Annotated in this window: 27 protein-coding genes; 24 read left to right on the top strand and 3 right to left on the bottom strand. The window is 69.0% G+C overall.

The window, feature by feature from the left end:
• Window positions 1-61 precede the first annotated feature (61 nt).
• The 24 genes from ABZT74_RS30460 (at window position 62) to ABZT74_RS30345 (ending at window position 15,502) form a co-directional block, all read left to right on the top strand.
• The gene (locus ABZT74_RS30460) at window positions 62-1,249 is read left to right on the top strand and encodes a helix-turn-helix domain-containing protein (RefSeq protein WP_356440235.1); all 1,188 of its coding nucleotides are present in this window, start codon (window positions 62-64) and stop codon (window positions 1,247-1,249) included.
• A 14-nt stretch (window positions 1,250-1,263) separates the two neighbouring features.
• On the top strand, window positions 1,264-1,572 hold the full coding sequence (locus ABZT74_RS30455) for a hypothetical protein (protein ID WP_356440232.1): 309 nt from the start codon (window positions 1,264-1,266) through the stop codon (window positions 1,570-1,572).
• The gene (locus ABZT74_RS30450; RefSeq protein WP_356440229.1) at window positions 1,569-1,895 is read left to right on the top strand and encodes a hypothetical protein; all 327 of its coding nucleotides are present in this window, start codon (window positions 1,569-1,571) and stop codon (window positions 1,893-1,895) included. Before ABZT74_RS30455 ends, ABZT74_RS30450 begins: the two co-directional genes overlap by 4 nt.
• 23 nt (window positions 1,896-1,918) lie before the next feature.
• Window positions 1,919-2,110, top strand: coding sequence for a hypothetical protein (locus tag ABZT74_RS30445; protein ID WP_356440226.1), 192 nt, complete (start codon window positions 1,919-1,921; stop codon window positions 2,108-2,110).
• Window positions 2,107-2,811: a VWA domain-containing protein gene (locus ABZT74_RS30440; protein ID WP_356440223.1), complete on the top strand. Its 705-nt coding sequence runs from the start codon at window positions 2,107-2,109 to the stop codon at window positions 2,809-2,811. Before ABZT74_RS30445 ends, ABZT74_RS30440 begins: the two co-directional genes overlap by 4 nt.
• Before the next feature lie 5 nt (window positions 2,812-2,816).
• The gene (locus tag ABZT74_RS30435) at window positions 2,817-3,092 is read left to right on the top strand and encodes a hypothetical protein (protein WP_356440220.1); all 276 of its coding nucleotides are present in this window, start codon (window positions 2,817-2,819) and stop codon (window positions 3,090-3,092) included.
• Window positions 3,089-3,592, top strand: coding sequence for a hypothetical protein (locus ABZT74_RS30430; RefSeq protein ID WP_356440217.1), 504 nt, complete (start codon window positions 3,089-3,091; stop codon window positions 3,590-3,592). The genes ABZT74_RS30435 and ABZT74_RS30430 overlap by 4 nt, the downstream gene beginning before the upstream one ends.
• A complete protein-coding gene (locus ABZT74_RS30425; protein ID WP_356440214.1) occupies window positions 3,589-4,194 on the top strand; it encodes a hypothetical protein in 606 nt (201 codons plus the stop codon). Before ABZT74_RS30430 ends, ABZT74_RS30425 begins: the two co-directional genes overlap by 4 nt.
• 29 nt (window positions 4,195-4,223) lie before the next feature.
• Window positions 4,224-4,637 (top strand): hypothetical protein, encoded by a 414-nt coding sequence (locus tag ABZT74_RS30420; protein WP_356440211.1) that lies wholly within the window; start codon window positions 4,224-4,226, stop codon window positions 4,635-4,637.
• Entirely contained in the window at window positions 4,634-6,061 is a 1,428-nt protein-coding gene (locus tag ABZT74_RS30415) for a phage Gp37/Gp68 family protein (protein ID WP_356440208.1), read from the top strand. The genes ABZT74_RS30420 and ABZT74_RS30415 overlap by 4 nt, the downstream gene beginning before the upstream one ends.
• Window positions 6,058-6,360 (top strand): hypothetical protein, encoded by a 303-nt coding sequence (locus tag ABZT74_RS30410; RefSeq protein WP_356440205.1) that lies wholly within the window; start codon window positions 6,058-6,060, stop codon window positions 6,358-6,360. Before ABZT74_RS30415 ends, ABZT74_RS30410 begins: the two co-directional genes overlap by 4 nt.
• Window positions 6,361-6,413: 53 nt before the next feature.
• Window positions 6,414-6,944: a hypothetical protein gene (locus ABZT74_RS30405; protein WP_356440202.1), complete on the top strand. Its 531-nt coding sequence runs from the start codon at window positions 6,414-6,416 to the stop codon at window positions 6,942-6,944.
• An 86-nt stretch (window positions 6,945-7,030) separates the two neighbouring features.
• Window positions 7,031-7,987, top strand: a complete 957-nt coding sequence (locus tag ABZT74_RS30400) for a site-specific DNA-methyltransferase (RefSeq protein ID WP_356440200.1) — start codon at window positions 7,031-7,033, stop codon at window positions 7,985-7,987.
• A 56-nt stretch (window positions 7,988-8,043) separates the two neighbouring features.
• On the top strand, window positions 8,044-8,745 hold the full coding sequence (locus ABZT74_RS30395) for a hypothetical protein (protein ID WP_356440197.1): 702 nt from the start codon (window positions 8,044-8,046) through the stop codon (window positions 8,743-8,745).
• Window positions 8,742-9,077: a hypothetical protein gene (locus ABZT74_RS30390; RefSeq protein WP_356440194.1), complete on the top strand. Its 336-nt coding sequence runs from the start codon at window positions 8,742-8,744 to the stop codon at window positions 9,075-9,077. The genes ABZT74_RS30395 and ABZT74_RS30390 overlap by 4 nt, the downstream gene beginning before the upstream one ends.
• A 76-nt stretch (window positions 9,078-9,153) precedes the next feature.
• Window positions 9,154-10,404 (top strand): hypothetical protein, encoded by a 1,251-nt coding sequence (locus tag ABZT74_RS30385; RefSeq protein WP_356440190.1) that lies wholly within the window; start codon window positions 9,154-9,156, stop codon window positions 10,402-10,404.
• A complete protein-coding gene (locus ABZT74_RS30380; protein WP_356440187.1) occupies window positions 10,401-10,538 on the top strand; it encodes a hypothetical protein in 138 nt (45 codons plus the stop codon). The genes ABZT74_RS30385 and ABZT74_RS30380 overlap by 4 nt, the downstream gene beginning before the upstream one ends.
• 52 nt (window positions 10,539-10,590) lie before the next feature.
• Window positions 10,591-10,986, top strand: a complete 396-nt coding sequence (locus tag ABZT74_RS30375; protein WP_356440184.1) for a hypothetical protein — start codon at window positions 10,591-10,593, stop codon at window positions 10,984-10,986.
• 102 nt (window positions 10,987-11,088) lie between these two features.
• Window positions 11,089-11,622 carry a LuxR C-terminal-related transcriptional regulator gene (locus ABZT74_RS30370; protein ID WP_356440181.1) on the top strand — a complete coding sequence of 178 codons (534 nt, stop codon included), beginning with the start codon at window positions 11,089-11,091 and terminating at the stop codon, window positions 11,620-11,622.
• Between the two features lie 188 nt (window positions 11,623-11,810).
• Window positions 11,811-12,152 (top strand): hypothetical protein, encoded by a 342-nt coding sequence (locus ABZT74_RS30365; RefSeq protein WP_356440178.1) that lies wholly within the window; start codon window positions 11,811-11,813, stop codon window positions 12,150-12,152.
• Window positions 12,149-12,715 (top strand): hypothetical protein, encoded by a 567-nt coding sequence (locus ABZT74_RS30360; protein WP_356440175.1) that lies wholly within the window; start codon window positions 12,149-12,151, stop codon window positions 12,713-12,715. Before ABZT74_RS30365 ends, ABZT74_RS30360 begins: the two co-directional genes overlap by 4 nt.
• Window positions 12,712-12,984, top strand: a complete 273-nt coding sequence (locus ABZT74_RS30355) for a hypothetical protein (protein WP_356440173.1) — start codon at window positions 12,712-12,714, stop codon at window positions 12,982-12,984. Before ABZT74_RS30360 ends, ABZT74_RS30355 begins: the two co-directional genes overlap by 4 nt.
• A 172-nt stretch (window positions 12,985-13,156) precedes the next feature.
• Complete coding sequence (locus tag ABZT74_RS30350) at window positions 13,157-13,906, top strand: TIGR04255 family protein (RefSeq protein ID WP_356440170.1); 750 nt, start codon at window positions 13,157-13,159, stop codon at window positions 13,904-13,906.
• A 693-nt stretch (window positions 13,907-14,599) separates the two neighbouring features.
• On the top strand, window positions 14,600-15,502 hold the full coding sequence (locus ABZT74_RS30345) for a hypothetical protein (protein ID WP_356440167.1): 903 nt from the start codon (window positions 14,600-14,602) through the stop codon (window positions 15,500-15,502).
• A 217-nt stretch (window positions 15,503-15,719) separates the two neighbouring features.
• Here the strand turns inward: ABZT74_RS30345 and ABZT74_RS30340 are convergent, their stop codons facing one another.
• The 3 genes from ABZT74_RS30340 to ABZT74_RS30330 form a co-directional block, all read right to left on the bottom strand.
• On the bottom strand, window positions 15,720-16,277 hold the full coding sequence (locus ABZT74_RS30340; RefSeq protein WP_356440164.1) for a hypothetical protein: 558 nt from the start codon (window positions 16,275-16,277) through the stop codon (window positions 15,720-15,722).
• 140 nt (window positions 16,278-16,417) lie between these two features.
• Entirely contained in the window at window positions 16,418-17,215 is a 798-nt protein-coding gene (locus ABZT74_RS30335; RefSeq protein ID WP_356440161.1) for a hypothetical protein, read from the bottom strand.
• An 801-nt stretch (window positions 17,216-18,016) separates the two neighbouring features.
• Entirely contained in the window at window positions 18,017-19,024 is a 1,008-nt protein-coding gene (locus tag ABZT74_RS30330) for an NAD(P)H-dependent glycerol-3-phosphate dehydrogenase (RefSeq protein WP_356440158.1), read from the bottom strand.
• Between the last annotated feature and the right edge of the window lie 24 nt (window positions 19,025-19,048).

The raw sequence follows: 19,048 nt of genomic DNA, 5'->3' as shown, positions 1-19,048 counted from the left end.
GCCCGCCCCCACTGAAGATCGGAGCCGTCGTGCCCCACGCCGCCGCCTGGAGGACTCTGCCGTGAGCTCCAGTGAGCGTGTGCAGGCCCCCCGTACTGCGTGGATGAACGCGATGCGGGCCGAAGCACTGCGGATGAATCGCCCCGAGGTCTCCAAGATCGTGCACATCGGCTGGGTCATCGCCTCGTACGCCGACTCGGACGGCACCAACGCATGCCCGAAGACGGAGACCATCGCCGCGATCGTCGGGAGCTCGGACGAGACCGTCAGCCGGGCCAAGAAGGTCCTCAAGGCGCTGGGCGTGCTCGTGGAGAAGCGGCGCCCCAACACCAATTCGGAGTACCGGCTGCAGCCCGTGCTGGGCGACAGCCGCCTGGACTGGGACGCGCACCTGCACCTCTACACCGACACCCCGCAGGCCCGCCACAAGAGGAAGAAGAAGGAGCGGGAGATCGCCGAGCACCTGGCGCGGCGGGAACAGGAGCTGGCCCGGAACCCGTCGCAGGACGGGTTCCGGAACCCGTTCCCGCAGGGGGTTCCGGACGGTCCGGAACCCGTTCCCGCAGGGGGTTCCGAAACCCCCTCGCAGGGGTCCGGAACCCGTCGCGGAACGGGGTCGGAACCCGTCGCGGAACGGGTTCCGGAACCCGTTCCCGCAGGGGGGGAACAAAGAGAACTACACAAAGGCCCCGACAAAGAAGGCGCTGGGCCCAGCCTTCGTCCGCCGGTATCACCGGGCCAGGGACCTGAAAGACGAATCAGCGAGAGGGGCAAGGAGACAGGACTGGCGCTCGCGCCCGACCCCACGCCTCGGGGCCGGACTCGAAAGCCAACAGCGGCAGCCACCATCCAGCCGCCCCTCCTGCTGGCCGTCCACGGACAGCCCTCCGCGATCGACGGCCTCCGCCAGCCCCACACAGAGGACGGCCTGCCCGCACCCCATCAGGCCGGCGGACAGCCCGAACGGGATGTACCGGCGGAACTGTCGATGGCCTGCCGCTACTGCGAAGCACCGGTGGGCGCACGCTGCCGCAACACCATCGGCCTGCGAGGCATCGCCCACCAGTCCCGTCTCGACGACTGGGCCCTGACCTTTGCCCGCTGCCCCGACTGCCGGGCGGCCACCGGCGCACTGTGCACCAGCCCGGATGGCAGCCCGCAGCACGGCATCCACGCCGCGCGCGCCGACCTCGGCGACGAGATGCGTGCGATCGCCGGCCAACTGCACCAATCCGAAACCGGAACCTGACCGCGGTGATGATCATGACCTCACGCGCCGAACACCGGCACCCCGAACTCGAGCAGCGCTGCGCCTGGTGCAAAGCCGCTAAGAGCGAGCCCTGCACGAACCAGCGCAACGAACCCCGTACGAAGTCGCACCCCACCCGGATCGACGCCTGGGTCGTCGCGCACACCGACTGCCCGACCTGCCAGGCCCCGCCCAGCACCGAATGCCACGACGACGGCCGTCCCCGCGCCGGCGCTCACCAGCCCCGCACCCAGGCAGCCCTCGACGCGTACGCGAAGAGCGTCGAGGACGCCTCCCGCGACGTGAACGGGCGGAACCGGTGAACGGGCCCGGCCGCTGCCCCGACTGCGCCCAGACCGTGCTGTGGACGCGTACTCAGCCCGGCGCGACCACCGCCGGCGGCAGGCAGATGCCCGTCAGCCGCCACCCGGACCCGGCCGGGAACACCGCCGTTCGCCGGGACGGCACCACCGCGTGGATTTCCCGCCGTGTCACCGACGCGCAGCCCCTCATGGGCTACGAGCGGCTCCACATGCCCCACCAGGCCACCTGCCCTGCCGCCCGGCAGAAGCATCTGCCCCTCGAACTTCCCGCAGGCGTCGCCCGGCTCGACGAGCGCCGCCGCAACCGACCCCGCCGGCCCTGACCAGACCGAAAGGCCCCACCCCGATGGCCGCGCAACTCCTCATGCCCTCCGCCGACGACGTCGCCCAGGTCGTCAGTGGCCTCCTCACCGCCGCCGACTTCCACGAAGACCACGACCCCGCCCAGTCCGCGAAGTGGCGCCGTCTCGCCGACCAGATCGGCGACGCCCTCGGCCGACTCCCCGCTCCCTCCCACGTGAAAGGCGCAACCGAATGATCAACCTGAAGAAGCTCGAAGCCAGGGCCCCCGGCCTCGTCGACGCCGCCAAGGCCGCCGAAGTCTCCCTGGTGAAGGGCGCGCTGGCCGGCCAGCGTATGGCCGTCTACCTGGTCGTCGACCGGTCCGGCTCGATGGCCAGCTACTACCGCGACGGCAGCGTGCAGCACCTCGCCGACCGCGTCCTGGCCCTCTCTACCCGGCTCGACGACGACGGCCAGGTCCCGCTCGTCATGTTCGACCACCGGCTCTACCCGACCACCATCGTTGCCCTCGACGACTACCAGGGCGCCGTCGCAGCCAAGCACCGCCAGCATGGCGGCGACCTGACGATGGGCTGCACCGAGTACGCGATCGCCATGCAGGCCGTCATCAACCACTACCAGGCCTCCGGTGCCGCCGACCCTGCGCTGGTCGTCTTCCAGACCGACGGCATCCCCGACGACGCCTACGACACCGAGCAGCTGCTCCGGACAGCGTCGAAGCTCCCGATGTTCTGGAGCTTCGTCGGCTTCGGCCGGCATCGCGTCGGCTTCCTCGACGGCCTGGACAAACTGCGCGGCCGTGCCGTCGACAACGCCGCCTACGTCCACCTCGGCTCCAACCCCCAGGCGCTGACCGACGCGGAGTTGTACGACGGCATCACCAACGAGCTCCCGGGCTGGCTCTCGGCTGCCCGCCAGCTCGGAATCGTCCGGTGACCGCGATGCTCGGGCTTATCACCACCCGCCACCACCGCGCCGTCGTCGCCGATCTCGAGGAACGTCTTACCAAGGCGTACACCTCGGCCGAGCTGGACCGCCGCCGCCACGACCGGCAGCGCAACAAGGACCGCAAGCACTACCGCGGCCGACTCGACAGCCTGATCAAGGGCGTCGTGCGAACCCGCAAGGAGCTCGCCGCGGCCAACGGCACGGTGCGCCGGCTCGCCGAGCAGCTCGTCGACGAGCCGCGCCCGGTACGCGTCGGAGGCCGTGCGTGAACGTCGTCGTCCGTGACCTCCACGGTGGTGGAGTCGCCGAAGCGCCCGAGGAACTGGCGGTGCTCGCTCCTCACGTGCGGATCGACATCACCGAGCACCTCCTCGGCGGCCGGGGACCGCAGGTCATCGCCCGCGAGCTCGACGTCGACCACAGCGAGGTCACCGATGTCCTCGCCAGTCTCGGCCGTACCGGCGCGCACTTGCGGCGCCGTCCGACGATCCAGCAGCGCTTCCGCTCCCGAACCCGCCACATCATCGGCGGCCACCTCCTGTGGCTCGACCGGGTCGAGAGCGGCATCCCCGTCCTGCAGCACGACGGCCGCATGTACTCCGCCCGCCGTATCGCCTGGGCCATGACCCACCCCGGCCTCCCCGACGGCCCGGTCCTCCCCGGCTGTACCGCGACCGCCTGCGTGGCCCCCGACCACGTCATCGACCACACCACCCGCCACAAACTCGCCGCCCTGCTCCACCAGCTGCTCGGAGACGTCCGCTCATGAACTGCCCCGTCCCGCCCGCCGATTCGCCCGAGATCACGCCCGCTATCGCCCTGCAGGTCCTCGCCCACTACGACCACCCGGCGCCCGGCGCGCTGCCGGCGGAGAGCTACCCCGCGCAGATCGTCGCCCGCATCGACCAGGCCAGCTACGACGAGAGCCGCAAGTACGCCGCCCAGTGGCCCGCGCACTACGCGGCCGTCCACATGGCCCGCAACAGCCCCACCGGCATCGACACCCTCCAGACGATCGCCGAGACCGCCAACGCCGCCACCCAGCCGTCTCCTCCGCCAGACCGGAGCCGCCCCGTGTACCCCGACTACGACGCTGCCCGCCTCGAGGGCCCCTACCTCGAAGTCCATGCCGAACGCGCCCGCCAGGTAGCCCAGCTGGGACCCGAGACCCACCAGTTGCCCGAGTGGGTCATGGCGCTCGTCGAGCACGTCGGCAACCTTGCCCAGGCCGTCCGCGACGCGACCCGCGACACCGAACACCCCACCACCGGCGACACCGGCGCCGTACGGGCAGAAGCCCTCCAACTCGCCGCCGCCGGCCTGGCGCTGATCGAACAACTCGACCGAACCGAAGCCGCCGCACTCACGTGACGAACCGCTGCGAGAAGTGCAAGAGGCCGATGCGACAGCCGAGCCCGGACGGGCTCGGCTCCACCTGCCGCCGCCGACGCAGAAGCACCCCGGCCTTCAAAGCGGCCTGGGCCGCGCGGCGCAGCCTCGGCAAACCGGCACCGCCGCTGCCCGGCCAGCAGACCATCCCGAAGGACGACACCCCGATGTACTCGAAGGCCACCCTCCTCTGCGTCAGCGCCGAGGCTGCCGCAGCCGTCGTCGCCGCAGCGGACCGGCCAGGCGATCAGAACCACACCGTCACCAAGACCGCCGACAAGGTCGTCATCGCCTACCTCGATCGGCGCTACCCCCTCGACATCGTCCTGTGGGCCTGCCTCCGCGGTCACGTCACCGACGTCGAGGCGGAGCCCTTCATCAACGACCTCACCGGCCACAACGAGAAGAAGACGGACCACCGATGACCCGAACCAAGATCGAGTGGACGGACGAGACGTGGAACGTCGCAACCGGCTGCGAGAAGGTCTCGCCCGGATGCGACGGCTGCTACGCCGAAACCCTCGCCGAACGCTTCCGCGGCACCGCGGGCCACTACTTCGAGAGCGGCTTCGACCTCACCCTGCGGCCTGACCGCCTGGCGCTCCCGCTGAGCTGGAAGAAGCCCCGCCGCGTCTTCGTGAACTCGATGAGCGATCTCTTCCACGCCGGCATCCCCGACGAGTACATTGCCCGGGCGTTCGCGGTCATGGCGCTGACGCCGCAGCACACGTACCAGATCCTCACCAAGCGCCACAGCCGCATGCGGTCGCTCCTCACCGGGCTCTGTGACTGCGGCCAGGGCTGCGTCCCCGCAACGCACTTCCGGTCGGCGATGGCGTGGGCCGTCTCGAAGGCCAACGTGGACCGCATCCCCGGTGTGCCGGACGACGCCGAGCAGCGCGTCTACCGGGAGACGCCGTGGCCGCTGCCCAACGTCGGGCTGGGCGTCTCGGTCGAGAACCAGAAGTGGGCAGACATCAGGATCCCGGCGCTCGCAGCGACCCCGGCGGCCTTCCGGTTCCTGTCCTGCGAACCTCTCCTCGGGCCGCTCGATCTCACCAGGTGGCTGCCGCCTATTTCGCCCGTCCCGCCGGCCGAGGCACCCGCGACGTGGGCTGAGTGGACCTGGCCCGACTGGGTGCCCACCGCCGTACGCGGGGGCATCGAAGGCTTCTGGGGCGAAGACCAAGGCCGCAGCCCGCGGCTGTGGATGGCCGCGATGCACGAGAACAACGCTCCCGCGTTCGGCGCCGAGATCGAGATGGGCGACGACCCTCACCGCCGCCGGGTGACCGGCCGGTTCGTGTACTGCTGGGGCAACATCGGCCGCCTGGCCCTCGCCAACGACCCGGCCCGCGAGTTCGCCTACACCTCGTTCGGCCGCCGCCGCGATCAGCGCCGCGGCCGAGCGATCGACTGGGTCATCGCCGGCGGCGAATCCGGCCACAAAGCCCGCGCGGTCCACCCCGACTGGGTACGCACCGTCAGAGACCAGACCACGGCCGCAGGCGCCGCGTTCTTCTTCAAACAATGGGGCGAATGGGCCCCGGCGCCCTTCATCGTTCGCGTCTGCGACCCGGACGTCGGCTGGAAGGGCACTGACGAGGAGCTGGCCACCGCGAAGGCCGACAGCGAGGCCCGCGGCGCCACGCACGCACACACCGGCGGCTGGTTCGAGGAGGACGACGAACGGCACTACTGGCTGCACGAGATCGGGCACAAACCCTGGTCACTCGAGCGGTGCGCGCTGCCTCCCGGCACCGCCGCCATCCGCCGTTGGGGCAAGAAGGCCGCCGGCCGTGAGCTCGACGGCCGCACCTGGGACGAGATGCCGGCGGTACAGCGATGACCGACCCGAAGCCCCTCGACACTGACCAGCTCGACGACATCGCAGCCCGCGCCGCACACCTGCACAAGTACGGGGCGTTGACCGATGCCCCCCTGCAGGAAGACCTCGACCGGCTGACCGGCGTCGAGGTACCCGCGCTGCTCGCCGAGATCGCCCTGCTCCACAACGACCCGCCGATGCGGTGCATCTGTTGCGACATGGCGGTCGGTTGGGTCGACGCGCCGACGGGCGGCTGGTGGGCGCACGAGACGCACCCGGAAGACGGGCACGACGCAGAGCCGAGGCCCGCGAGCCGTTGACCACCCGCCGTCCTCCCATGCCCCACCCCGCCCCGCAACCGAAAGGCCACACCGTGACCGACCGCACCCTGCCCCACGACCCGTACATCACCGCCGTCTGCGAAGCCCTGACCGCCGCCGGCATCGACCTCACCGATCACTGCTGGACCGACGACAGTGAAACCCGCGGCACCTACTGCTACCTGAACGCCGTCACCACCCTCGACCCCAGCGGCACTCACGACCTGGACCACGACGAAGTTCCCGCCGAGGCCGCCTGGCCGCACGGGCTGATCCTCGTCTGGGAGTGGCACACCGACGCCGAGCAAGGCGAGCCGGAGCGCGGCCCGCTGTGGCTGTTCGCCGAGCTGAAGAACGACGGCAGCAACGAGTACCCGACGGCGCTGCCCGTCCACGGGTACGCCAGCCCGGCCGCCGTCGTCGAGGCCGCGCGGAAGGTGATCGACCGCAGCATCGGCGCGGGCCACTTCTTCAACGGCGGCCAGGCGACCTGGACCGGCGGGATCATCGGCGACTCGTGGGAGCGGGCCGGGGAGCTGACTGCCGCGTGCGATGCCTGGGGCACAGCCGAGACCACTCCGTGACCGTCCGCAGTACGGCCGTCCCGCGCGCAGTCATCGCGCGGGCCGGCCGCCCACCCAGCCTCCCACGACAACACCCGGAGCCCCCGATGCCCGACACCGGCCCGTACTACCGCGACGAGCAGATCACCCTGATTCTCGGCGACGCCCGCGAGCAGCTGCGCACCCTGCCCGCCGGGTCCGTCGACTGCATCGTCACCAGCCCGCCGTACTACGGGCTCCGCGACTACGGCACCCCCGGCCAGTACGGGCTGGAAGCCACCCCCGCGGCCTACGTCGAGACGATGCGCGCCCTGTTCGCCGAGGCGCGCCGCATCCTCGCCGATGACGGGACGCTGTGGCTCAACCTCGGCGACAGCTACGCGGCCCAGCGCTCTGGTGACGGCACGACGAAACGCAGCGACAAGAAGGGCGCCGCGGCCGCGGGCCCAGTTTCCCGTCCAGCCAACGCGAAGAACCTCCTCGGCATCCCCTGGCGCGTGGCGTTCGCGCTGCAGGACGACGGCTGGATCCTCCGCAACGAGATCATCTGGCACAAGACCAACGCCATGCCGGAGAGCATCAAGGACCGGCTGTCCTCCCGCCACGAGCACCTGTTCCTCTTCGCCAAGGCCTCGAGGTACAGCTTCGACCTCGACCCGATCCGCGAGCCGCACACCATGCGACCGCAGCGCAGGCCTCGGGGTCACAAGGAACGGCAGCGCCTCGGCGTCCTTCCAGCACAGACGTACTCCACCTCGCAGCGCGACGAGCCGGGAGTCGATGGGCATCCGCTCGGGCGGAACCCCGGCGACGTCTGGTCGATCCCGACGAGGCCTTACCCGGCCGCGCACTTCGCGGTGTTCCCGATCGATCTGCCGCTGCGCTGCATCAAGGCCGGCTGCAAGCCCGGAGGGACCGTGCTCGACCCGTTCTCCGGCTCGGGGACCACGGGAGCTGCGGCCCGGCAGCTCGGCCGGAAGTACATCGGCATCGACCTCAACCCGGCCTACCACGACCTTGCCCGCGATCGGTTCGCGCAAGGCGTCCTCGACCTGCCCGCCTGACCACCCGCCTGTGGGGGCCGCGTCACCCGCGGCCCCCACCAACCAGGAGCCACACCATGACCCAGCCCGAACCGATTCGCGCCCCCTGGACCTCCGAGCAGGTCGCCGCCCTCAACGCATGCCAGCAGCGAGGCGGCATGCCCCCGTTCACCTGCGGCAGGGAGGTCCACCCCGCTCCTCTTGTCCTCCTCGCCCACCGCGATGGCTGGCACTGCTCTGACCCCGACTGTGACTACCGGCAGGACTGGGCACACGCCTTCATGGCTGACCCGAGCGTGTGGCCCGCTGTCCCGGTTGGCGTGTCCCCGCCCGCCGCGCTCACCGACCAGGCTGCCGTGCTCAACGCTGCCGCACAGCACCTGTACACCGCCCTGTTCCCCGCGGTCTATGACGACCTCGGGCAGAAGGCAGCGGAGGGCGTCAACCGTGCCGTGTCCGAGCTGCGCCGCCTGGCCGACATCGTGCCTGCTGCCGGGCTGCACGGTGAGGTTGGCGAGACACAACATCACCAGCCGCAGGCCGAAGCCCACCCGCCCGCTGTTACCTGGCAGATCGAAGCCCCACGCCGCGACACCTGGACCCGCTGGTCCGCCCCACGCGACACCCGAGACGAAGCCCGCGAGGACTACGACCGAGTCGTCGCATGGGGCGGCGGTTGGCAGCCCTTCCGACTCGTCCGCGCCGACACCACGTACACGGTCGAGGCCGAGCACCAGCCCGCTGTCGTGTCCCAGCCCGACGAGGAGCCGGCCTCGTGACCGACCTCGACCCGCGCCCGGCCCACGTTGAGAACGAGCTCGCCCGACGTCTCGCCCTCGACCACGGCCACCTCATCGACGACGGCGACTGGGAGCGCGCGCCCGCCGATCTCCGGAAGGACTACCAGGACTTGGCCCGCGCCACCCTCGCCGTTCTCGGCGGTCCGACCAAGGCGCAGCAGCAGGCCGCTGCCCTGGCCGTCGAAGTACGGGAGCTGAAGCGGCAGCGCGACCGATACCGGAAGGCGTGGCGAAGCGCCTGCACCATCCGCATTCGCAAGAGGCGGACCTCGCGGTCGACGCCACCCGACAGCGCCGCGCCCGCCCTGTGAGAGCGAGCACGGCCGCCCCTGCGCGTAACAGGGGCGGCCGGCCCGCCCGTCATCCATCAACTCCCCTGGAGAACCCATGCCCGGCCATCCGACCAGCTCCCAGAAGGCACGCCTTCTGGACTGCGGCCTCTGCTACGAGGAGAACGGCGAAGAAGTCCACCCCCACCCGGAGTGCACCGTCACCCCAGCAGCGCCAGTGACCACCCACGAGCCTGCCGACCGGGCCGCGATCTACGCGGAGGTCGCCGACCGCTTGGCCGCCGATGCCGAACGAGGAAACAAGGAGGGCCTCACCCGCATCTACCGCCGCTCCGCTGCCATCCAGGTCCGCAAGTGGGCCACTGAGATCAGCCCCGAGCAGCACGCCGTTCCAGCTGCCACGTGCAGTGCGCGAAGCGACACTCGCGACGAGGTAGAAGACGCCCTCCGGCTCTGCATTCGCGCCGCCCACCACCATGGCCGTGACCATGTCGACGAGCACGGCTACCACTGGTCCGAAACCGTCGCCGTCTACCCCCACCCCGACGGCACCCTGCACACGAGCCCAGGCACGACGGAGCTCCGCCGCTGGGCCGCCGCGACAGCATCCGGCGGCCGGCAACTCCCGTCCATCCAAGCGGCCGACGTCGAAGGCTGGTGCCCCGCCTGCGGCAACCCGACTCTCATGATCGAGGCCGGGCGCCTGACCTGCACCCTCATGGACTGCCCCAGGCCGGAGGCCGCCGCACAGCTGCTCCAGGGCGTGGCCGGCGCACTCGCGGAACCGGCCCTCACGTCCACCCCTGACGGCTGGGACCTGGCCGACGTCGAAGCACGCGAGGCAGCAGCCACCCCCGGACCCTGGACCTTGGAGCTGGAGCAGTGCAAATGCTCCGACGGCCGGTGCAGCCACGGCCCTTGGGCCGGAGCGATCTACGCCGACGGCGATCGCCGCGCCGAGTTCGACGACATCCCCACGGCGGACTGGCAGTTCACCGCCCACGCCCGCGAAGACGTCCCCCGGCTGATCGCACTGGTCCGCGCCTTCCACCTCGACTGGGCCCAAGCACTCTTCAAGATCCACACAGACGCTGACCTCAGGGAAACCGAAGGCCAGACCGAACTCGCCGCCTACGCGCGCGAACTCGCCGCACTCATCGCCGACCCAGCGCCTCCGGCTGAGGAAACCGACACCCGCGTCACCGCCCTCTACGAGAAGTGGGTCCAGGGCGGGGCGCCGCCCCTCGGCGTGAGCATTGCCCGCTGGTGGGACGCCCGGCTGATCGAGCTGTCCGACGCCATCCGACCGGCCGGCGATCGCTCCCGCCTGAAGGCACCGCCTGCATGAGCTTCGTGGACCGCGTCTTCCTGATCCTCGGCGCCGCAACAGCCTGGACCGCCCTCAGTGCGGGAGTCGTCCTCGCCGGCGTCGCCGGTCTCGTCCTGGCGGTGGTCCGGCTGATTCGCCGCCACCGTCCCTGACCAACCCCCGTCCCATCCGCAAGATCGAAGCACGGAGCCATACGCAATGACCATGACAGAACGTACGATCACCGTCACCCGCCGCGAGGTTGCCGTCAGTGCCGACGGTGCCTACGGCGCGAATCACGTCGAAGTCGGCAAAGCCTGGCGCACAGCCGACCGCGCCTACCGGACCACGCACGGCCTGCAGGACAACGACGCGATCCCCGACAACGCGATCGCGTTCTTCCCCCAGGACGAAGAGATCGTCATCAGCTTCGAGACCGAAGGCCCCGCCCGGCTGCCGGGTGACGACCTCGCCCGGGCCCTCGCTGAGTACGACCGCCGGGCCGGCCGCCAGCACATGCCGTACGCCGACCTGCCCCGCCCAGACCAGCAGAAGTACCTCGTCGCCGCCTCCGAGCTGATCAACACCCTCTACGCGGAGAAGCTGCCCGCTCGAAAGTGACCCCTCTACCCGGAGGGCGGGCCAGCCGATCACTGCATAGGTAGGCCCGCCCTCCGGCCCCCACCCGGACCGGAACCCCGCACCCGAGGACAGGAGCTCCCCATGGCCGGTGACACCCCCAACGCCCCCGCGCCGAAGCTCACACCCGGCCAGATCCGCGTCATCGCCGCCTACGCCCGAGGTCTCCGCACCTCCCAGATCACCAAAACCCTCGGCATGAGCGAGCGGTCCGTACGCGACCACGTCGCCCGGGCGGCCAAGCGCGCACAGATCGAAGGCCGGCCCCTCGGCGCTCTCATCCATTACGCCTACACGCACGGCCTCTTCGACGGCACGGAGTACGCCGACCTTGCCGTCCGCACCCGCGAGACACCGCCGCAGCTGCGTCTCCCGCGGGGCCTGTGCCTCGTTCTCGGCTGCATGGCCGAAGGTCTCTCGCTCGGCGCCACGGGGAAGGAACTCGGCATCAGCAGGACGACTGTCATGCAGTACCGGAAGCGGATCTACACCCGCTTCCACACACGCGAGCTGTCGCGCGCCGTAGCCATGGGCTGGCAGTGGGGCCTCCTTCCTACCCGCCCCCTGGCCTCCGCCCCACCGCGACAGCCCGTATCGGCCGGAGCGTCCCTGCGGTGAGCGCCGGCAGCCACTGGGGCCGCGCCTGGACCGGCCACAGCATCGAAGACGGATGCCCCTGCCCCCAGGCACCGTGCGGTCTCGTCGCCCAGGATCAGGCCGCCCGCGACTGCCCACACCACGCCTGGACAGCCGCGGCCTCCATCCGCCAATCCCACCCCGCCCACGCCTGCCCCGGAGAAACCCCCATGCCCACCGCCACGGAAGAACTCGACGCCGCTATCAACGTCCTCCGCAACACCAGCGGCGCCGAGAAGGGACGCCTCGACAGCGACAGCCAGGAACTCCTGGTCCTCGTCGCCGTCCTCCTCCGCATCCGCGAACCGGTCGCCGCCTGGCTCGAATCCGAGGCTGCTCGCCTGAACACCAGCGTTCACCCCGGCGGGCACGACACCCTCGCCGGCCACGCGCGGGCCGTGGCCTCCGCAGCCCTCGCCCGCAGCAACAGCCGACCCGGACCAGCCGAACCCGGCCCCATCATCGACAACACGCGCGCCGAGTTGGCCTCCAGGATGGGCGTGCAGCCGTGAGCGTGGGCATCACCATCCACTGCAATCAGGAGTGGCGCGACGGCAGGTGTGCCACGTCCCTCTTCACAGACGCCGTCGACCACGCTAAGGCGCGCGCAGCAGCGGAGCGGCAGGGCTGGCGCTCCCACCCGGACGGCAAGGACTATTGCCCCGGCCACTCCGGACGCCCCCTCGTCACGGGCACGAACGTCGTACCGATCAACCGAAGCGGGGTGCCCGCCCCGGCTCCCCGCAGCGTGCCACCCTCAGGCGGAGCCGCCGAGACGGTCCGTGCGGCGTCCGCCCACCTGCGGCACCTCGCCGACGCCACGACCGCCGAACTCCACGCGGAACCCTCCTGGCACATGCCGTTCACCTCGCGGGAATTCTGGTTCATGGAGGGCGTCTCCAACGCCGTGCACGGACCACCCGGCCAGCTAGCCGGCCTCCTCGCCCCCGAGAGCGCGCGCTTCGCCGCCAACCTCCTCGACCGCACCGTCATCCACGCAGGCGGCACCCTCGCCCCCATCCCGGCCGAGGCATTCCTGCTCGCCAACAACATCGTCAGGAGCCTCCGACGATGATCACCCCACGCCGCACGCGCCGACCCCGCATCGTCTGCCTCCTCCTGGCCCTCCACAGCATCTGGTCCGCCTGGTGCGCCTGCCAGCAGTACCGCTACGGCAACCTCCCGGTCACCGTCGTCTTCGTCGTCGGCTCCCTTATCCCCCTCGTCGCCCTGGTCCTGCAGAACGAACTCGACGACCTCCACCACGCCATCCGCCACTACCGAGCTCGGGACGCCCGTGCGGCGCAGAGCGTGTCTCCTCCAGCGCGGCCGTCCTGCAGATGAAGGGGCGAAGGGAAGTATGTCCACATAACGCGCGCCGTCGTCCGCTGGGGCTGCCGTCAGATGCGGGGGCAAGCGACAACGGCCCACCCGCTGGTTCCTGGGGCTCCACCGGCTGACAGAATCCCGAGGTCCGAGTAGTGTCTACATTGTGTCCACAATGGGAGGAGGGAGCATGCTGAAACTTCCGGAGCACTCTGGCGAACGGCTGAGTCGCTCCCCATTGATCCTCGTCGCGATCCAGATCACCTTTGAAGACCTTGGGGACATCGCCCGGTCGGACGCCCGCGCAATTCAGAACGTCATGGGCCGCACTAAGTGGCCTGGGCTCTTCTCCAATCCGATCTTCTCTGGTGTCCTCAGCGCCACAGGGATCAACCAGCAGCCCAGCCGGCAGGGGTGGCGCCTCACATCCTCGTCGGACGCTGTCAGCGCGGCGAGCATCGCCCCGGACAGTGCCACGATCGAAACCAGGGCCTACCCCGGCTGGGCAACCTACAGCGGTCACTTTTCATCGCTGGTCGATGCGCTCGCCGACACGCTAGGGCCTCAGCAGCACCTGCGCCTTGGCCTCCGGTACATCAATCAGGTGGCGCTTCCTGAGTGGGCGGCGGACTGGAGGGAGCTCATCCCTTCAACGTTTCTTGGTCCCCTTCTCGACCCAACGCTCGGCCCTGGTGTCACAGCCACAGAGCAGCGCATCGTGATCGACGTGGATGACGAGGCGCACTGTCTTCTGCGGCACGGGGTGTTCGCGGACGGTGAGGGCAAGAGTCAGTACCTGCTGGACTACGACGTCTACGGGGAGTCCCAGGACACCTTCGAACCCCAAAAGATCAAAGCGGAGGCGGAGCGCCTTCACGATGCTGTGAGCGGACTCTTTCGGGCCACCATCACCGATAAGCTGCACCAGCACCTGAGCTAGTCGGAGGGGAGTCGACATGCCAGTGCCACAGATTCACAGCACGGGTTCGAGGTGGGCGGAGCAGATCGACCCTCTCGCACGGACAGGTAGGACGACCATTCGTCTCTTTCCTGTCCCGGAGATCATTCCCGAGGGGCCGGCTGAGGAGGCCGAAACAGGCCCTACCTTCTTGGCAACGACCGTTTCCAACGGTCTAGATGCACTCGCTACCACTGGGGGGCGCGCAGAATCAGCCACAAGGGCCCCCCGGCCAGTGGGTGGCCCCGCGACAGACGCCGGACCGGTGCCTTTCGCCTACGCGTGTGTGGTCGACCTGACCCGGTGGCTCGAGGTCGGTAAACGAGACCTGCTCGACCGGCTCGGGATCCCGCGCGCGACGTTCTACTCCTGGGCCGAGCGCGGAAGTAATCCGCGACCGGGAACGACTCGACAACTTTTCAAGGTCCACTCGCTGGCCCTTCTGATCGTCGACACTTTCGGTGAGAAGGGTGCCCGGCAGTGGTTTTACGGGGGGCTTCCGACCGCCCACAGGCTGCTGTTTCTAGAAGCGGCAGCTGATCGGGGGGCGCTCGACAACCTGGCGGAATTGGTTAGGCGAGCCGTCGTACCTACACGCGCTCCAGAGATCGATCGCAGCCTCGCTGCCCGTCCAGGCGATGAAGGAACTGCCATGCCAGACGCCACCTTGGAAGGGTGGTGATTGCTACGCCATCGTCTGAACCTCCTCAGTACACCGACTTCGGAGCATCCCTGCCTTGGGGGGAGGGTTACTGGGACCACCTCAACGGCTTCCGCCAAGGCCACCTCATTCTCGATATCCCGGTCATTTTCCTGGCCGCGGCGAGTTCGTCGCTGTGGGCCGCCGAGACCGAAAGTCTTCGCGACAACGTGACAGACGCCCTCCGCGTGGTGCTGGAGAAGGGGGCTCCGCTGCGTCACGGCATGATCACCACACAGGGCTGCGACATCCTCAAACCTGACATGCCGTGGGTCGGGGTGGTACCTGTCTACGACGCCTCTCTGCATTTCGACCGCGGGAAACTGGGACTGATCAAGGCCAACAGGATGACCCACATCCTCCCGATCCTGCCGCCGTGGCGGCAGGCGGACGAGAAGTGGGTCGCCGACCTGCGTCTTGAGGTGCCCATTGAGAAGAGCACGCTCCTCGAACGACAGCCAATCGAGGCATACGAGGCCGAAGAACAGTACGCCAACGTTGCAGAGCGCCTCGGAGCGATCCGGCGTCGAGCCGCTGTCCCCCAACTGTGCCTGGAGCATGTCGTTCAACCCCTGTACGACTACGTACGCGCTCAGGACGAGGCCGTTCAGGCGCAGATGCTTGCTTCCGTTCACGAGACCCGGATCTGGCAGGACCTGCACGATGTCCCTACCCGCGCGCAACTCTTCATCATCTTGAGCGATGACCCGTCCTGCAATCATGATCATGATGCTTGGGATGAGGCGTTCGCTCACGTCTACGGCCGCGCTGCCGCCGCGGGCATCACGTTGTTGCCGACCAGGACGGCGTCATACGACTCGCTCTCGGCCCGAGACCTCCTGCGCAGCCTTCCGGTCACCGAAAATGGCACGTCATGATCGAGGGCGGGCGGACACTCCTTCACCCTCGGACCTCCAGCCCAACCGAGCGGCAACGTCGATAGCCTGGACTTGCCCTGCGTGCCCTTGACGTAAGGGAGCGTCGGCCCAGGCCATCAAGGGCTGTAGTGCTCAGGTTTCGGAGAACGAGACATCAGTGCCGCCACGGTGGCCGTACCTCTGATCTGAACCGCACTGGCGTGGCGCGGAGGCTCGGTCAGGAGGGCTTACGAATCGGAGGGTTATGGCTGGCTGTCCGCGCGGGCTCTTGGGTAGGTGTGGCCTGTGCCGCCTGTGAGGCATGCTCGATGCGCTCACTTGCGCGGACGACTGTGACGCTCGTCTCTGATCCTGGCCAGATGGTGAGCAAGTACTTCTCGACAGGCTCCATGCTGGTCTGGTCGCGAAGCAACTCCCGCCCGTACGCGTGGACCCGGAGTCTGTACCACCCAGACGCTGACGGGGGCAGAAGCACCAAGGCGTCGGCGACCGGCCCAAGGTCGAGCGACTCCAGCCTCATGTTGCCGCCCCGAGCCCGGACACTGACCTCGACGATCTCGTCCCAAGTCTTCGCCGGCGCCGCTACGGGGGCGCTGTGCTGAGCCGTGACAGCAGCTTCCACGAATCCGGTGTTGATACCCGTAACGATCAGGGCCCCCTGCGACATCGGCGCTACGAGTCCGTTGGACCAGTCCGCCGACTCGACGGGAATCAGTCCGTCGACGAGAAGGCCGAACGTCCCCTCGTTGACGAAGACTTGCTGCAGATCGGTCATGGCTGCCTCCTCGAACAGTGATGGTGGGAACCCTGTCACATCTGCGCACAGTGGGATCGGCGTTGGGTCGCGTGAGCCAGGATTCGTGATTCAGGGTGCCGCAGGTGCGGGTGCCGTTGCCACGGCACCCGCACCACGTCTTAGGCAGTCGTCAGGACACGGAAGGGATCCTTGTCCAGCACGCGCTCGGCACGGAAGAACTGAGTGTTGGAGCCGCCCTGCGAGCTGTTTTCGGTGGCAGGGATCATGCAGACGCTTGCACCCGTCGGCCCCGTCGCCGAGGGGACATCGGGGAAGCTGCAGCCGTCGAACGAGCGGCGGGTGCCACCGCGGCTGAGCCCGTTGTGCGAAGTTGCGATGGGGTACTCGTCACAGCTGTAGTCCGTGATGCTGGGAGCGCTACCGCAGGCACGGACACGGTTGAGGGCGATGAAACGTGCGTCAGTTGTCCTCGTGAGCGGGGCGGCGAAGGTGGCACCTGGAAGTCCGGAGGCCTGCGCCAGATCCACGTGGCGGACGAGATTGGGTGTACGGGCCTTGCTGTAGGTGAGCGCAGAGGCGTACCAGGGCACGACGCAGCCGACGCCGATCCTGCCGTCTGTGTTGTTGTCGCAGCGGAACTCGTTGACGGTGTACTGCGTGACTGCTGGGGTGTAAACGCCGTTCATGAAAGTCAGGTACCACGTAGTGGCACAGGTGCCTACGGCTCCGGCTGCTGTGGCGGTTGTGTTGAAGAAGGATTCTCCGAGCCGCCATGAGTTCAGCGGCTTCAGCGGCTTGGCAGGGAAGGAGGAGCTCTCGCGCGTGCAGTTCCCGGTCATCGTTGCCTGGCCGTCGATGGAGGCGTCCAGGGCGTCTCCCCAGCCGCCGTAGGCCGAGACGTCGATCTGATGGGCGAACGTTCCCTGACCTGAGTTGCCGTAGCTGTAGTTGATCACGACCATATTGGCCACACCGGTAGCTGTCTTAACTCCATTGATGTCGCGGTATGTCGTGTACGTGAGCCCTTGTACCTGGCATACCTGGGTGCGGGTGCCAGTGACGCTGCCCTGACTGTCCTCGCACCACTGAGGCTCGGGTACGCCGGCGGCCGTTCCCGCGTCAGGATTCACGTGAGGTGCCTGTGAAGGTGGAGCTGCCGTTGTGACGCATGCTGACTTGCCGTCTGTCTCCGCGCTACAGGTCTCTGCTGCGGCTGCGGCAAACGTCGCGGTTTGCACGTCAGGCTTGGATTCCGCCTGATCCGATCCGGGGGTCACTTCCAGCGCGACCGGCTGGGGGATCTCAGTCGCGCTCGTGGTGTCCGTTGAGGCTGCGCCTGTGACTTGCGTGGCTGCCTCTGCGGGAGACATCCCGGCGATGATCACCGTCAAGAGTGCGGCCGTGGCGGTCAGGCGAGCCATCGCTCGCGTGGATCTGTGTGACATTGCGTCCCCTCCCAGCGCAGCCCGCAACGCGTGCTGTGTCGCGGGATGCGAACTCGTGAGCCTCAAACGACTCAGGATGGACACTATGGGAACGCGTGTTCTAGGTGGGTCTATTCGAGACGATCAAGCGAAGTGGGTTTGCCGCAGCTCAGGCCCGCTGTCCTGCACGCTCGTTCCCCCCTTAGACCGTCGCGGGGATCGAGGTCCCGACCCCGGGCTCCGCTCGGCAGGAACAGACATGGCCAGAATTCGCCGTACACGGGGCAGATCTCACGGGCGTGGGGGTGCTGGCCCCAACTCGGCTGCGTCCTGTCAGGCGCTGTAGTGCTCCGGTTTCGGAGAACGGGACATCAGAGCCGTCGCAGCGTCCGTCACGGTGGCCGTACCGTCGATCACCGCAGCGACAACCTGAGTGATCGGCATCTCGACACCGTGGGCCCGGGCCAGGTCCAGGATCGCCCTGCAGGACTTCACACCCTCCGCGGTCTGACCGGTCGCCTGGGCCGCCTGGTCGATTGACATGCCCTGCCCGAGGTGCTCGCCGAACGTCCGGTTTCGGGAAAGCGGCGACGCGCAGGTGGCGATGAGGTCGCCCGCGCCGGCGAGGCCGGAGAACGTCAGCGGGTCGGCGCCCATGGCGGCGCCTAGCCGGGCGGTCTCGGCGAGGCCGCGGGTGATGAGCAGGGCCCGGGCGTTGTCACCCAGGCCGAGACCGGCGGCCAGCCCGACGGCGAGGGCGATGACGTTCTTCGTCGCGCCGCCGAGCTCGCAGCCCGCCACGTCGGTCGCCGTGTACGGCCGGAAGTACGGGGTGTGGCAAGCCTTCTGCAGCGCGGCGGCCGCGGTCTCGTCCGGGCAGGCGATGACCGAGGCGGCCGGCTGGCCGCCCGCGATCTCCCGCGCCAGGTTCGGCCCGGACAGTACGGCGATCCGCTCGGCCGGAATCCCCGTCACCTCGCCGATCACCTCGGACATACGGAGTCCGGAGTGCGTCTCGATGCCCTTCATCAGGCTCACGACGACCGCCTCAGGGCCGATGTACGGGGCCCAGGCGGCAAGGTTTTCCCGCAGCGTCTGTGCCGGGATCGACAGCACCACGTAGGCCGCGCCGATCAGGGCCTCGGTCGCGTCCGTCGTCGCCCGCAGGCGGGGCGGCAGGAGGACGTCGGGGAGGTACCGGGGGTTCTGGTGCGCGGTGTTGATCGCGTCGGCGACCTCGTCCCGCCGGGCGTGGACGACGACGTCGCTGCCGGCGTCGGCGAACACCTTCGCCATGGTCGTTCCCCACGATCCCGCGGAGAGCACCGCAACCCGAGCCACCCGACACACCCCATCCACGTCCTG

The sequence above is a fragment of the Streptomyces sp. NPDC005302 genome (assembly GCF_040607345.1).
Classification (GTDB): Bacteria; Actinomycetota; Actinomycetes; order Streptomycetales; family Streptomycetaceae; genus Streptomyces.
This window is presented reverse-complemented; position numbering and strand designations above follow the sequence as displayed.